Origin of the sequence: Flavobacterium laiguense, from assembly GCF_003097655.1 — a bacterium.
Classification (GTDB): domain Bacteria; phylum Bacteroidota; class Bacteroidia; order Flavobacteriales; family Flavobacteriaceae; genus Flavobacterium; species Flavobacterium laiguense.
In genome coordinates, this window is record NZ_QCZH01000003.1 from 217,589 (window position 1) to 231,764 (window position 14,176).

Consider the following 14,176-nt stretch of genomic DNA (forward strand, 5'->3'; position numbering starts at 1 on the left):
CTTTTTGTTATATTCTTAACACTTTTTTTTACACATCTAATAAAGTCCAAGGGAGAGACTCTGCAAAACAATTTGAGGTATTAAATAAAAAATGGTTTTAAAGCTGACTGACAGACTTTATTTTGGAAAGGACAATCGATTTCTACTTTACAACTAATACAAAAAATCAGCTGATGGAAAATCTATTATCGTCTAAATCTACTTTAATCTGATCCTTTGCTATAAAATATTTCACCATAAAGAAATAAGACAAAACCTGTGTGATAACACTAATCAAACTGAAAATATAGAGGTTAAAATAAAAATTATAAACAACAAAGAAAATGTCTGTAATTATAAAACACACACACATCATCATTGAATTAACAAAGACATAACTTTCATTTTTAATATAATTTGATAACACAACAACACTCAAAAGACTCAAAACAATTCCAAAAATAACATATAATGAAAAACTCAGAGCTAACCTTTCAAATTTCAAGTTTAAAACCGAATAACAAATAGTCCCTAATAATAAAACTAAAATTAGAATTGAAGTACTGTCTTTTTGATTAAATTTTAAGTCTCTAAAATCCTTAAGAGATAAAACCAGCAATATTAAATAAACAAAAAGAATACAAACAAATGACCCCATTGCAGATTCTTTACTATTCAATAACACAAAAACCTCCCTCATAAAACACAACAAAAAAACCAATGCTTTTATGGGTTTTATTTTATAATTATTTGAAACCAAATAATAAATAAACAAAGAAGGAATCACTATTGATTTAGCATAAAGTACTATAGAATCATATTCTAACACTTTAAAAAAAATAGCAAAAAAAGAAGCTACAAAAAATAAAACAAGGGATGGAGTACTAGCTTTCATGTAACATTTCTATAAAATTAGCCTCCGAAATTATGGGTACATTGAGTTTGTTTGCTTTTTCTAACTTGGCGGGTCCCATATTGTCCCCTGCGACAACAAAGTCAGTTTTGGCGGATATAGAGCTTCCTACTTTCCCTCCATTATCCTCAATCATTTTTTTTAATTCATCTCTTGAAAAAGTGGAGAAAACACCCGAAACCACAAAAGTCTTTCCTAAGAATTTCTCAGTTGCATTTGGATTTATCTTTTCGACAATTTCAAATTGTATGCCATAACTTTTTAATCTTTCAATAATGATTCTGTTTTCATTATTTTCAAAAAAGTCAATCACGCTTTGGGCAATCCGCTCACCAATTTCATCTACTAAGATTAAATCCATAAGAGTCGCCTGTTGTAAGGCATCAATATTTTTATAATGTTTGACCAGCTTTTTGGCCACTGTTTCACCTACAAATCGAATCCCTAAAGCAAACAAAACACTTTCAAAAGGAATGCTTTTAGAATTCCCGACCCCTTTTACCAAATTCTCAGCCGATTTTTGTGCCATTCTTTCCAAAGGCAGAATTTGTTCTACAGTCAGTTCGTATAAATCGGCATAATTATGTACCAAATCATTATTAAAAAGTAAGGCGACGGTTTCTCCTCCCAGACCTTCTATATCCATTGCTTTTCGAGAAATATAATGCTGAATTCTCCCTATAATTTGCGGAGGGCAACCATAAAAATTAGGGCAATAATGATTGGCTTCCCCTTCCCCACGGATTAATTCTGTACTACATTCCGGGCAATGGGTTATATATACTGTAGGTTCTGAATTATCGGGACGTTTACTTAAATCAACCGCTATGATTTTCGGAATTATCTCCCCTCCTTTTTCTACAAATACGGTATCGTTTACTCGAATATCCAATTTTTCAATCTGATCGGCATTATGCAAAGAGGCTCTTTTTACAATGGTTCCTGCTAATTGTACGGGTTCAAGATTGGCAACAGGCGTAATAGCACCAGTTCTTCCCACTTGATACGAAATAGAATTCAATCGTGTGGCTACTTGCTCCGATTTGAATTTATAAGCAATTGCCCATCGAGGTGATTTGGCAGTATACCCCAGTTCTTCCTGATGACGAAAATCATTCACTTTGATCACCACACCATCCGTTTCATACGGCAATTCATGGCGATGCACATCCCAATATTCAATAAACTGAAAAACTTCTTCTAGGTTCTTTGCCAATTTAGCTTCGGTAGGCGCTTTAAACCCCCAACTTCTTGCAGTTTCCAAGCCTTCAAATTGGGAATTAAAAGGCAAGTTGGGTCCAATTAAAAAATAAAGCAAACAATCCAGAGGTCGTTTGGCGACTTCGGCACTATCCTGCAGTTTTAAACTTCCTGAGGCAGTATTTCTTGGATTGGAATAGGGAGTTTCTCCGATTTCAATTAACTCCTGATTCATTTTTTCAAATCCAGCAAAAGGCAAAATAATTTCACCGCGAATTGCAAAATAATCTGAAAAATTTCCTTTTAATTGCAAAGGTATCGATTTGATTGTTTTTATATTATTGGTCACATCATCTCCTTGAAAACCATCTCCGCGAGTCACAGCTCGCTTTAATTTTCCGTTTTCATATGTAATACTTATAGATGCACCATCATATTTCAATTCACAGGTATATTCTAAAGGAACATTTCCTAAAACTTTTTGGATGCGGGCTTCCCAATCTACTAAATCTTCTTTCGAATAGGAATTATCAAGTGAATACATCCGATAATCGTGCGCAATTGTTTCGAAATTTTTGGTAATTGTTCCTCCTACCCTTTGTGTCGGTGAATTAGCATCAAAAAATTCTGGATACTTATTCTCTAGATCTTGAAGGGCTGCCAACTTTATATCAAACTCATAATCAGGTATAGAGGGATTATCCAAAACATAATAATTATGATTATGAAGATTCAGTTCATCACGAAGCGATTGAATGGTTTGCGGTATATCCATAAAAAACAAAATTGGCTATTCTAGTCGATTAAATAATCCACTAAAATAGCCAATTAAAAGAATAAAAATCAAATTATGACTCGATAATCGAATTAATTTGATTGTATAATTGTCCATCACTTAAAAAGGAACCTTGTTGGATCAATTGGAAAATTGACAGATTGCGCTCTTCGGTAAATTCCTTTTTACCCACTTTCATTTCGATAGTTTCCGTAAACATATTATCACTAAGCCATTGCAAACCCTCCTTGGTCAAAAAGTCAGTTTCCGGGACTAACGATTTCAAAACAATAGATTGAATATAGGTATCAAAGCAATGAAAAAGAAAAATATGATTTTTAGAGAAAAACTCTAAGTAGGTCGCTTTGGTAAGTACTCCTTCCCAAATCAAATCCGAAAAAACGTCTAATTCTTGTTCGGCCACTTCCGGTTTTTCGGCTTTTATTTTATCCCATTCGGCTTTATCGATTGTCTGAGTAGCTAAAAAAGTACTGAATTCTTGATTCAGCTCTTCTAATTGTTCTTTTGTTAGTCTGGTGTATTTCATGTATTGCTATTAAATTCTTCTCTTTTTTTGGTATAACCCATTTAAATGCAAATTTAGACTTTTTTGGACCAAAAAAAAGCCTTCTTTTTCAAGAAGGCTAATTAACTTAGTTGCTTTTATTTAGAAAATATATCTAATTCCGAATTGCATTTGCCATCTTGATGCCAAACTGGCATCATATGCAAACGTTTCGGTTTGTGTACCATTGAAAGTATAAGTTGGAGTATTTCCTGCTACTGAAACGCCTATTGGTTGAATACTTACCGGAGTTTGAACCAATCCCCAATCAGAGTTCAATAAATTACTGAAATTTAAAATATCAATACTGAATTGAACTGTATTTGTTTTTTCCGAAGCCGATGATACTTTAAAATTAAAATCTTGCAATATCTTCATATCCCATTTACCTCGCCATGGAGATAAAGCACCATAACGTTCTACATACTGACCTCTTCTTTCACTTAAATAATCATCTTGACTGATAAAGCTATCAAAAGCGGCTCCCTGGCCTGCACCAGAAAAATTCATAGCACTAATTTCTGCCGAAGTCGGAACATAGATTAAATCATTAGCACCAGATCCGTCATTATTGATATCTCCTCCATATGTATAAGTAAAACGTCCCCCTTGAGCATATTCAAAAACGGTTGAAACCGTAGTAGCCCATTTGTCTTTGCCGTATTTCCATTTTTTAGAACCTACACCAACAAATCTATTGTTGTCTCCATATTTAGAATTTGAAAGTACAGCATCATTTACATTTCCTAAAGCAGGATTAAAAGCAAAAGCATCACCAGTAATTTCAGCTTCTATAGAGTTAACGTCTTTTGATATCATATAATTATAAGCAATACTGGCGTATACTCCATTGTCAAAATTCTTTTGTACTTTAACCGAAGAGTTGAATGCATATCCTTTATTAGAATTGGTCATCACGTAAGCATTATTCACTCCTTTATCTGATGCCAAATAAATCGCTCTATTATCAGTACCCGCTAGAGTTCCTGAAGGTATTTTCAACCCCCAGTTTTGCACTTGTACCCCGTTAATATCTTTATTATAAGACATATCAACAGTTAAGATATAATTGCTTTTAAATTTATGGTCATATCCTAAACTAGTTCTCCATACTTGTGGCCATTTGTAATCTGGATCCATAATTTGTAAAAAACTATCATCGGCACCACTTACTTGATTCCCTAACCAAACAAAAGGAATTCTACCGGTAAAGATCCCCGTTCCTCCTCGAAGTTGAGAAATATTATTCCCATCCATATTCCAATTAAAACCAAGCCTTGGAGACCAAAGTATTTTATCTGACGGCAAATCAGTAGAAATCAACTTAACCGCTTGCCCTGTTGCTGGATCATAGTAATCGATAGTTTCGTCACGAACCGCCCCACTTGCAGCATTAACATCCATATATTTTTGAATCAAATCAGCTGTGTCAAAATATAAAGGCTTATCTGCTCTTAACCCCAAAGACAATTTAAAATTATCATTTAAGTTCCAATCGTCTTGTGCATAAAAAGCAACTTGCCCCACATTCAATTCAGCTAATTTCCAACCACCAATATCCCCTACTTCGATTTTGCTTTTATTATTGTATTGATCTATTGCATATTGCATATTTTGAGCTACCATACTAGTTGCATATGGTTTGGCCGCATCCGCTAAGAAATCAGCAACAGTAAAATAGGGCGAAAAAAACAAACCTCCATATCCATTTGGATTACCGAAATTTTCATAACCTGTTAAGTTAAAGGAATTTTTAAAAGCAAATTTTTCAAAAGAACCTCCAAAAGTAAACGAATGATTACCTACTTCATAACTTAAATTATCCGTAATCTGAAAAACCTTTTGATCCAAAGTATTATTAATCGAAAAAGGTTCATGACCCGTAATAATGTAATTGGCACCAGCTCCATCCTTTATATTAATAATAGGTGCAGGAGTTGAAAACGGATTTCTATAATCATCAAACGAAGTATAACCAGCCTGCAATTTATTTGAAATTCTCTCGCTAATTTTTGAATTCAACTCAACCAAGAAAGAACTTAACTCATTATTTATCTGATATCCTGCATTTTGAAATTGAAGAATAGAAGCACTTGGCCCTCTAAACCCCAAAGCCGTTGGATGTGCGGGTTTGTCTTTTGAAGCATCCAAGAAGTTATAAATAACTGCCAATTTGTTATTGTCATTTATATTCCAATCTAATTTTATAATCCCTTTATTTGAATTTGAGTTGTGAATAAATCCCTGATAAGCTCCTGGATTATAACCAAAATTATTACCAGCTGCATCTTTCAAATTAGTTAAAGCATTATATACACTTATCAAATCACTTTCCAATACTCTTGATTCATTCACTCCGGTAACTCCATCTCCATTGTTTGCCACAAAGCTAGACCCCAAATCGCTTCTTTTATCAATTTCATAATTGGCAAAGAAGAATAATTTATCCTTGATAATTGGGCCTCCTATACTGAAACCCGCTTGAGTTTGTTCTAATGAAGGAACGAATATTTTTTCCCCATTCACTTTATCCCCTGTCATACTTTCATTTCTAAAATAACCATAAACAGTTCCATGAAACTCATTTGATCCCGATTTGGTTACGGCATTCACGGAAGCTCCTGTAAAACCGGACAAAGTAACATCATAAGGTGCTGTAGCTACTTGAATTTGATCAATCGCATCCAATGAAATTGGTTGGGCATTTGTTTGCCCTCCAGGTGTTGCAGCATCCAATCCGAAAGGGTTATTAAACACCGCACCATTCAAAGAATAGTTATTGTATTGATCGTTTCTACCTCCAAAAGAACCTCCACTTGCAGTAGGTTCCAATCTTGTAAAATCTTCTGCAGATCTTGAAATAGAAGGCAAAGCTGCCAATTCTTTTCTCCCAATTGTGGTTTCAGCACCTGTTTTATTACTTTGAAAAACTTTATTTTTAGTAGTAGTCACTTTTACCTCTTTCAATGCTTGACTTTCATCAACCAAAAGCACTTCAAGATTGTAAGTTTTACCCAAATCCAGATACACATCATTAATTTCTTGCGATTTAAATCCCACGAAAGAAACCACAACTTTATATGGTCCGCCAATTTTCATATTCAACATACTAAATCTTCCCTCTACATTAGATGCAGCTGAATATTTTGACCCCGTAGGAGTATGAATTGCCCGAATCGACGCTCCAGGAAGCGTCTCGCCAGTAGGAACTTTTACAATTCCCTTAATATTAGAGGTTGTCGTTTGTCCGGACATCACAAAGAGACCGAAAACAAAAAAAAATAAAGTGATTAATTTTTTCATTTTGGAAGATTTTTTTATTGGTTTACGCTCAAAATTAGACAAAAAAAAATCACTCCGAAGAGTGATTTTTTTATTTTATTAACAAAGTGTTAACAAAATGTTATTTTTCAGCTATGATTTCATAAGCTAATTCAATAATTACATCTCTGTGCAATCTTACAGTAGCAGCATATTTACCAGTACGTTTAACGATTCCAGAAGTGATGAATTTTCTATCAATTACTTGACCACCTTTAGCTAAAGCTTCAGCGATATCAATGTTTGTAATTGAACCGAATAATTTCTCACCACCTGCTTTTGCAGAGATTTTAATTTCGATAGCTTTCAAAGATTCAGCCAATGCTTTTGCATCAGCTACAACTTTAGCTTCTTTATGCGCTCTTTGTTTTAGGTTTTCAGCTAATACTTTCTTTGCAGAAGAAGTAGCTAAATGAGCAAATCCTTGTGGGATTAAAAAGTTACGTCCGTAACCGTTTTTCACAGAAACGATATCATCTTTAAATCCTAAATTTTGAACGTCTTGTCTTAAAATAAGTTCCATGTTGTTGTCCTTTTTTATAGAAGTTAGGTTTCATCTTTCAGAAAACCAACAACTGTTAATTTTTAATTATTTTAATAAATCGGCCACGTATGGCATTAAAGCTAAGTGACGCGCTCTTTTTACAGCTACAGACACTTTTCTTTGGTATTTTAATGAAGTTCCAGTTAAACGACGTGGAAGAATTTTTCCTTGTTCGTTTACGAATTTCAATAAGAAATCAGCATCTTTATAATCAATATATTTGATGCCTGATTTTTTGAAACGACAATATTTTTTTGTCTTGTTAGTTTCTATGTTCAAAGGCGTAAGATATCTGATATCCCCGTCTTTTTTTCCTGAAGCAGATTGTTGTAATGTTGCCATGATAATTAAGCTTTTGTAGATTTAAGTTTCGCTCTTCTTCTTTCAGCCCAAGAGATAGCATGTTTGTCAAGACTTACAGTTAAAAAACGCATAACTCTTTCGTCACGTCTAAATTCAGTTTCAAAAGCTATTAGAACTTCTCCAGCAACTTTGAATTCGAACAAGTGATAAAAACCACTTTTTTTGTTTTGAATTTCGTAAGCCATTTTTTTCAGACCCCAATCTTCTTTCGATACCATTTCTGCTCCTCTACTAGTAAGAAAATCTTCAAATTTGCTTACTGTTTCCTTCACCTGAACTTCAGATAAAACGGGATTTAAAATGAAAACAGTTTCATAATGATTCATAAATATTTTTATTTATTTGTTAATTTGGCTGCAAAAGTAACCTTTTTTTTTAAACAAACAAGCATAAAACTGTTTTAATCGACGAACAACGAAAAAACACTCTTTTTATTAGATTAATAAAATAAAAAAAAGTATTTTTACTCTACCAAATCAATAATTCGAACATTATGAAACTAAACTGTGTAGTTGTAGATGATAGCTCTATACAAAGGATGATAATTGCAAAATTAGTTAACAACCACACCAATTTAAACTTAATTGGTGATTTTTCTAATGCTATAGAAGCTAAAAGTTGCATGACAGTACATACGGTAGATTTAATATTTTTAGATATTGAAATGCCCGTAATTAGTGGCTTTGATTTTCTTGATGGTTTAAAAACAAAACCACAAATTATATTCATTACCTCTAAAGCAGAATATGCTATGAAGGCATTTGACTACAACGCGACCGATTATCTTCAAAAACCAATTTCTATCGAGCGATTTAACGCTTCGGTTCGAAGAGCAATTGACCAATTCCTTCTTAAGAAAGAGAATAAAGAAGATGAAGGCGAACATATCTTTATTAAAAGTAACCTGAAAAAATTAAAAGTTTTTACTTCTAAAATTAAATGGATTGAGGCTTTTGGCGATTATGTAAAAGTAGTTACAGAAGATGATAGCAATCTAGTACTTTCCACTATGAAATCTTTTGAAAATGATTTATCGAAAGACAAATTTATTAGAGTACACAAATCCTTTATCGTCAATATTGATAAGATCGATCGTTTTAACAGCAAATTTGCCGAAATTGGAGTAACAAAAATTCCTTTGAGCCGAAACAAAAAAGAAGACCTTGTAAAAGCACTTGCCTATTCTTAAAAAACTACTTTAAAACACTACCGTTCTACCACGAATTGTACGGATTTTTAAATTTAAAACTCTAAACCATTAAGAAATTAAGCTTCATTAAGCCATTGTAACCTTAATGAATCTTAATTTCTTAATGGTTTATTTTTTTTTGATATTTTATTTTGATAAAAGTCTCTATTTGATAAAACCCACACAGTTGAGGGTAGAACCAAAATTACTTTAGTAAAAATCGACATTTGTCGTGACTTTAATAGCTCTGTATTGAGCAACAGCCTCAAAACTATTCAATATTTTTTGAATAGTTTTTTTTGTGTTTCCAATTGAAGTTTGCTGAGGAATTTTAATAATTATGGTTCGGATGTATTCATTTCGAATTCTACTGATCACAGGTTCTTCTGGTCCTAAAACTGGCATAACCAAATTTTGACTTAGTACTTGATATAACCACATTGCTCCTTCCTTAAGCTTATCGAAGTCGCGTTGTTTGAGCGTTAATTTTATGATTCTAAAGTAAGGTGGGTATTTATAAATTTGCCTGTCATACAATTGCTCTTTATACATCCCAACATAATCGGTATGGGTTACTTGCTGTATCGTATTGTGATTGGGATTGTAAGTCTGAATAATTACTTTTCCTTTTTTCTCAGATCGCCCTGAACGTCCCGCCACTTGGGTCATCATCTGAAAACTTCTTTCAAATGCTCTAAAATCAGGATGGTACAACATATTATCAGCATTCATAATCCCAACCAAATTGACATTATCAAAATCTAATCCTTTGGCCAGCATCTGAGTACCAACCAAAATATCAATTTCACGATTCTTAAAACTGTCAATAATTTTTTCGAAACCAAATTTACCGCGAGTTGTATCTTGATCCATTCTTCCTGTTTTTGCACCAGGAAAAATAGTTATTAATTCTTGCTCTATCTGCTCCGTGCCAAAACCTTTGGTTGTCAAATCGACACTGGAACACTCATGACAACGCGTAGGATTTGCCATTGAATATCCGCAATAGTGACATCGCAATTGATTTTTATGTTTATGATAGGTCAGACTCACATCGCACTGTTGACAATGTGGCACATGTCCGCAGGTTATACATTCAATTATTGGCGAATAGCCTCTTCTATTTTGAAACAAAATAACTTGCTCTCCCAATGACAAAGCCGCTGTGATTTCTTCAGTTAGAACATCACTAAAATGACCATTCATTTTTTTACGAAAGTATTTATCCTTTAAATCGACCAATACTATTTCCGGCAAACTTACATTTCCAAAACGTTCTGAAATTTCAATAAAACCGTATTTATCGGATGTTGCATTAAAATAAGTCTCTATGCTTGGCGTTGCAGAACCTAGCAACACTTTGGCTTGATGTCCATTTGCCAAAACGATAGCCGCATCACGAGCGTGGTAGCGAGGTGCGGGATCTGATTGCTTAAAAGTCTGTTCGTGCTCTTCATCAATAATAATAAAACCTAAATCATAAAATGGCAAAAACAATGCCGATCTTGCTCCTATTACAATTTGAGCTTTGTCTGCATTTCGCAAAACTTGATTCCAAACTTCTACCCTTTCATTATTATTATACTTAGAATGAAAAACAGCCACTTTATTTCCGAAATGAGTTCTTAATCTTGAAACCAATTGAGTTGTCAAGGCAATTTCTGGCAACAAATACAAAACCTGTTTTCCTGTTGCTAAATATTCCTCTATCAGTTTAATGTAAATTTCGGTCTTACCACTTGAGGTAATTCCATGCAAAAGACAAACTGCTTTATGCTCGAAATTTTCTTTAATGGAGTCAAACGCTTTTTGTTGGGCTACACTTAACTGAAGTTCACCTTCCCTACTTTTCCCAGCAAAATTGATTCGGTCTTCTTGTAAAAAATACTCTTCGAAAATTTCTTTTTCGATTAATGCTTTAACAATTGCCGCAGAAGAATTAGCCGCTTCAATGAGCTTTTTCACCGTAATTGGCTTCTTTTCTGTGGCGCTTAATTGAAAATAATTAAGAACTATTTCCTTTTGCTTATTGGCACTTTTTAGAATATCAAGTAATTCTTTTAGACCGTCATTGGTGTCGTATTTTGTATGCAAACGAACGTACCGCACTAATTTAGGTTTGTAATTTTCCTGAACTTCTTCCTGAAGTACCAGAATATTTTTATCAACCAATTTTTGAATAACGGGGAAAATATTATTTTTGTTTAAAATAGCAATAATATCATGTACTTTCAGGGAACTTTGTTGTTGCAAAGCTTCATAAACCAAAAATTCATCATCCGAAAGTAAACTTTCATCTACAAATGAATCATTCTTTTTTGTTATTATAGTTTCACTTTCCAGTAATAACGCACTAGGCATGGCACCTCGGTACACATCCCCAATGGCACACATATAGTAGTTTGCTATCCAAAGCCAATGATTAATTTGGGATTCTGTTACTATGGGAAATTCATCTAATATTTGATGAATTTCTTTAGCATCGTATAACGTCGGTTTGTTATTGTGTATTTCAATTACTAAAGCGGTATAGATTTTACTTTTTCCGAAAGGTACAGCCACTCTCATCCCTTTTTTCATAAAAAGAAATTCAGCTTCCGAAACACTGTAAGTAAAGGTTTTGGCAAGAGAAAGCGGTAAAACGACTTCTACGAAATACATTGAAAAATTTTAGATTTTAGATTGCTGATTTTAGATTTACATTCTAAAATCTATTTTACCCTAGACCAATATTGAGTGCGTCCAAACAAAGAAACGCCGATATAACCTCTAAGTTTTAATTTATCATTTCCTTCAAGCGTTATGACACATTTGTATAATTTTCCGTTTTTAGGATCCAAAATTTGTCCAGAACCATATTCACTCCCCTCTTTACGCAATCCTTTTATAATTGTCATCCCCAGAATTGGTTTATTTCTATCCTCTCCTGTGCATTCTTCACAAACTCTATTTCTCTTATCGGCTTCAAAGATCTCAATTATTTTACCATATATTTTTCCGGATTTTTCATAGATTTCAACCACTGATTTCGGTTTACCCGTTTCATCGTCAACTGTTTTCCATTTACCAATTACACTTTGGCTTTGAACATTGCAAATTATTGCAAAAAAGACAACTAAACTAAATACGGCACTTTTTTTCATTTTTTTTTAAACTTATTAATTTATGTTTATAGAACCAAATCACAGTCACAGTCTGTGTCGTGGGAGTTTAGCAAGAATACGAAATTCATTTTTTGATACCCTTATTCGCTAACTAAACTTTTTTTATTATGATTATTCTTTTTGCGCAATTTATGAATCGTAGCATTCAATTCAAATCCCAATAACAAAATCATGCAGTTTATCCAGATGTAGAACATCATAATCAGCAATGTTCCAATAGAGCCATAAAGCTCATTATACTTCGAAAAGCGTATTACCCATATCCCAAAAAAATAGGACGAAATCACAATCAATATGGTCGTAAATACCGAACCAATACTTATAAATGGAGGCTTATGGGATTGTTTTGTTCCATAACGCAATAATACCGAGGAAGTGATTAAAATCATTAATATCACAAATATATAACGCCCCAGAATAATCAACGGAATCTGATCACTTAATACGTCTTGGATCATTGTCATTTGGATAAAAATCTCAAAAATAACAATAATGGCCACCGTTAAAAGCAAAAGAATCGAAAGCAATAGTGATATCCCTAATGCTACTAAATATTGGTGCAAGAAACCTCTTTTTTCTAAAACATGTCGAGAAGATTCAAAACCACCAAGAATTCCATTGATCCCATTTGCCATCAAGAAAATCGACAATAAAAACCCCGACGACATTAATCCAGAATGGCTATTATTAAGAATGTCATTTATAATATTGGCAACAGCATCATAAGTATTTGGTGGTACCCCTTCCTTTACAAATTGAAGAAAATCCTCTTGAAACCCCTCAATTGGTATAAAGGGAATTAAGTTCAAAATAAACAAAGCGAAAGGAAATAAAGCCATAAAAAAACTAAATGCTACTGCACTAGCGTGGTACGAAAAGGCTCCGTCTACTATCCCTTCAATATACATCTCGAGTAAATCATAAAAAGACAAACCTCCAAAACCAGGTACCTTTATCTTCTTCAAGACATGCATCAAATTCCTAATTACAGGAATTTTTCCGAGTTTTTCCTCTATTATTAGACTCATGTATTAAATTGCTTTTAAGCTTAAATCCATATTATAAACAGAGTGTGTTAATGCTCCAGACGAAATATAATTAACACCACAGTCCGCATAATTACGCATCGTATCTTCGTTGATATTTCCTGAAGATTCAGTTTGGCATTTGGTTCCAATTAAGACCACTGCTTTTCGAGTATCCTCATAATTAAAATTGTCAATCAATATTCTATGCACCCCTTCGCATTTCAAAATCTCAATAATTTCTTTTAAATTCCTTGCCTCAACAATGATTTTTAAATCCAGATTATTCTCTTTTAGATACGCTTGGGTTTTGGCTATTGCCAAAGTAATACCACCTGCAAAATCAATATGATTGTCTTTTAACATCACCATGTCATACAAAGCAAAACGGTGATTTTCTCCTCCTCCAATTTTCACCGCCCATTTCTCTGCAGCGCGAAAACCAGGAGTTGTTTTACGAGTGTCTAAGACTTTAGTTTTGGTTCCCTCTAACAACTTAACAAAACTGTTTGTTTTTGTGGCTATCGCACTCATTCTCTGCATGGAATTCAGCACAACTCTTTCTGCTTTCAAAATCGATTGTGAACTTCCGGAAACATGAAAAACAACATCACCAAACTTCACAGCCGTTCCATCTTCGATAAAAGTTTCTATTTGCAAATTAGGATCTACATATTCGAAAATCATTTTAGCGAAAGTCACACCTGCAATAATACCATCTTCTTTTACCAGTAACTTCGCTTTTCCCATAGCGTCTGCAGGAATACAGGCTAATGAACTATAATCTCCAGAGCCCACATCTTCTCTAATCGCATTTGCAATTAGTATTTCTAACTCCTTTTGAAACTGTGCTTCACTTATCATTTTTAGTAATTTTTAAAGAATGCTAAAGTAGGATTTATTTTGTGGATTTAAAAATAAGAAAGTTTAAAATTCAGGATTTCACACTTTATTATGATTAAGCTTTCTTTTGTCTAGCTAGTACTATCTCCATTTGGATTTTAAACATTCTGTAAATATTTAAACCTCATTCGATTCCAATTTCATTTGCTTCTGTTGCAAAAACAATCGAATCTCATTGAAGATTATTGTCCAAAAAAAAAGCAAACAAAATTGGGTTAAAATCCAATTTTGTTTG

Annotated in this window: 12 protein-coding genes; 1 reads left to right on the forward strand and 11 read right to left on the reverse strand. The window is 33.4% G+C overall.

Annotated elements, in window-relative coordinates:
• Nucleotides 1-166: 166 nt before the first annotated feature.
• The 7 genes from DB891_RS17500 to rpsF form a co-directional block, all read right to left on the reverse strand.
• On the reverse strand, nucleotides 167-874 hold the full coding sequence (locus DB891_RS17500) for a hypothetical protein (protein ID WP_116761239.1): 708 nt from the start codon (nucleotides 872-874) through the stop codon (nucleotides 167-169).
• Nucleotides 864-2,867: an NAD-dependent DNA ligase LigA gene (ligA, locus tag DB891_RS05110; protein WP_116761241.1), complete on the reverse strand. Its 2,004-nt coding sequence runs from the start codon at nucleotides 2,865-2,867 to the stop codon at nucleotides 864-866. Before ligA ends, DB891_RS17500 begins: the two co-directional genes overlap by 11 nt.
• Nucleotides 2,868-2,940: 73 nt before the next feature.
• The gene (locus DB891_RS05115; protein WP_116761243.1) at nucleotides 2,941-3,414 is read right to left on the reverse strand and encodes a DUF6495 family protein; all 474 of its coding nucleotides are present in this window, start codon (nucleotides 3,412-3,414) and stop codon (nucleotides 2,941-2,943) included.
• 120 nt (nucleotides 3,415-3,534) lie between these two features.
• Nucleotides 3,535-6,735, reverse strand: coding sequence for a TonB-dependent receptor (locus DB891_RS05120; RefSeq protein WP_116761245.1), 3,201 nt, complete (start codon nucleotides 6,733-6,735; stop codon nucleotides 3,535-3,537).
• A gap of 100 nt (nucleotides 6,736-6,835) precedes the next feature.
• Entirely contained in the window at nucleotides 6,836-7,276 is a 441-nt protein-coding gene (gene rplI, locus DB891_RS05125) for a 50S ribosomal protein L9 (RefSeq protein WP_116761247.1), read from the reverse strand.
• Between the two features lie 66 nt (nucleotides 7,277-7,342).
• On the reverse strand, nucleotides 7,343-7,639 hold the full coding sequence (gene rpsR / locus DB891_RS05130; protein ID WP_007138295.1) for a 30S ribosomal protein S18: 297 nt from the start codon (nucleotides 7,637-7,639) through the stop codon (nucleotides 7,343-7,345).
• A 5-nt stretch (nucleotides 7,640-7,644) separates the two neighbouring features.
• A complete protein-coding gene (gene rpsF / locus DB891_RS05135; protein ID WP_116761249.1) occupies nucleotides 7,645-7,986 on the reverse strand; it encodes a 30S ribosomal protein S6 in 342 nt (113 codons plus the stop codon).
• Between the two features lie 167 nt (nucleotides 7,987-8,153).
• Here rpsF and DB891_RS05140 point away from each other — a divergent pair, with 167 nt between their 5' ends.
• Nucleotides 8,154-8,849: a LytR/AlgR family response regulator transcription factor gene (locus tag DB891_RS05140; RefSeq protein ID WP_116761251.1), complete on the forward strand. Its 696-nt coding sequence runs from the start codon at nucleotides 8,154-8,156 to the stop codon at nucleotides 8,847-8,849.
• A 210-nt stretch (nucleotides 8,850-9,059) separates the two neighbouring features.
• Here DB891_RS05140 and priA read toward each other — a convergent pair whose 3' ends face one another.
• The 4 genes from priA to nadC form a co-directional block, all read right to left on the reverse strand.
• Nucleotides 9,060-11,510, reverse strand: a complete 2,451-nt coding sequence (gene priA, locus DB891_RS05145) for a replication restart helicase PriA (RefSeq protein WP_116761253.1) — start codon at nucleotides 11,508-11,510, stop codon at nucleotides 9,060-9,062.
• Nucleotides 11,511-11,560: 50 nt separating this feature from the next.
• Nucleotides 11,561-11,992, reverse strand: coding sequence for a DUF2147 domain-containing protein (locus DB891_RS05150; RefSeq protein ID WP_116761255.1), 432 nt, complete (start codon nucleotides 11,990-11,992; stop codon nucleotides 11,561-11,563).
• A 101-nt stretch (nucleotides 11,993-12,093) separates the two neighbouring features.
• Nucleotides 12,094-13,041, reverse strand: a complete 948-nt coding sequence (locus tag DB891_RS05155; protein WP_116761256.1) for a YihY/virulence factor BrkB family protein — start codon at nucleotides 13,039-13,041, stop codon at nucleotides 12,094-12,096.
• Nucleotides 13,042-13,044: 3 nt separating this feature from the next.
• Nucleotides 13,045-13,902: a carboxylating nicotinate-nucleotide diphosphorylase gene (nadC, locus tag DB891_RS05160; protein ID WP_116761258.1), complete on the reverse strand. Its 858-nt coding sequence runs from the start codon at nucleotides 13,900-13,902 to the stop codon at nucleotides 13,045-13,047.
• Nucleotides 13,903-14,176: the final 274 nt, after the last annotated feature.

Bases quoted from the DNA above. Each gene is read 5' to 3' on its own strand.
- DB891_RS17500 (WP_116761239.1), bottom strand. From the start codon at position 874: ATGAAAGCTAGTACTCCATCCCTTGTTTTATTTTTTGTAGCTTCTTTT.
- DB891_RS05120 (WP_116761245.1), bottom strand. From the start codon at position 6,735: ATGAAAAAATTAATCACTTTATTTTTTTTTGTTTTCGGTCTCTTTGTG.
- nadC (WP_116761258.1), bottom strand. From the start codon at position 13,902: ATGATAAGTGAAGCACAGTTTCAAAAGGAGTTAGAAATACTAATTGCA.
- DB891_RS05115 (WP_116761243.1), bottom strand. From the start codon at position 3,414: ATGAAATACACCAGACTAACAAAAGAACAATTAGAAGAGCTGAATCAA.
- priA (WP_116761253.1), bottom strand. From the start codon at position 11,510: ATGTATTTCGTAGAAGTCGTTTTACCGCTTTCTCTTGCCAAAACCTTT.
- DB891_RS05140 (WP_116761251.1), top strand. From the start codon at position 8,154: ATGAAACTAAACTGTGTAGTTGTAGATGATAGCTCTATACAAAGGATG.
- DB891_RS05155 (WP_116761256.1), bottom strand. From the start codon at position 13,041: ATGAGTCTAATAATAGAGGAAAAACTCGGAAAAATTCCTGTAATTAGG.
- ligA (WP_116761241.1), bottom strand. From the start codon at position 2,867: ATGGATATACCGCAAACCATTCAATCGCTTCGTGATGAACTGAATCTT.
- rpsF (WP_116761249.1), bottom strand. From the start codon at position 7,986: ATGAATCATTATGAAACTGTTTTCATTTTAAATCCCGTTTTATCTGAA.
- rplI (WP_116761247.1), bottom strand. From the start codon at position 7,276: ATGGAACTTATTTTAAGACAAGACGTTCAAAATTTAGGATTTAAAGAT.
- rpsR (WP_007138295.1), bottom strand. From the start codon at position 7,639: ATGGCAACATTACAACAATCTGCTTCAGGAAAAAAAGACGGGGATATC.
- DB891_RS05150 (WP_116761255.1), bottom strand. From the start codon at position 11,992: ATGAAAAAAAGTGCCGTATTTAGTTTAGTTGTCTTTTTTGCAATAATT.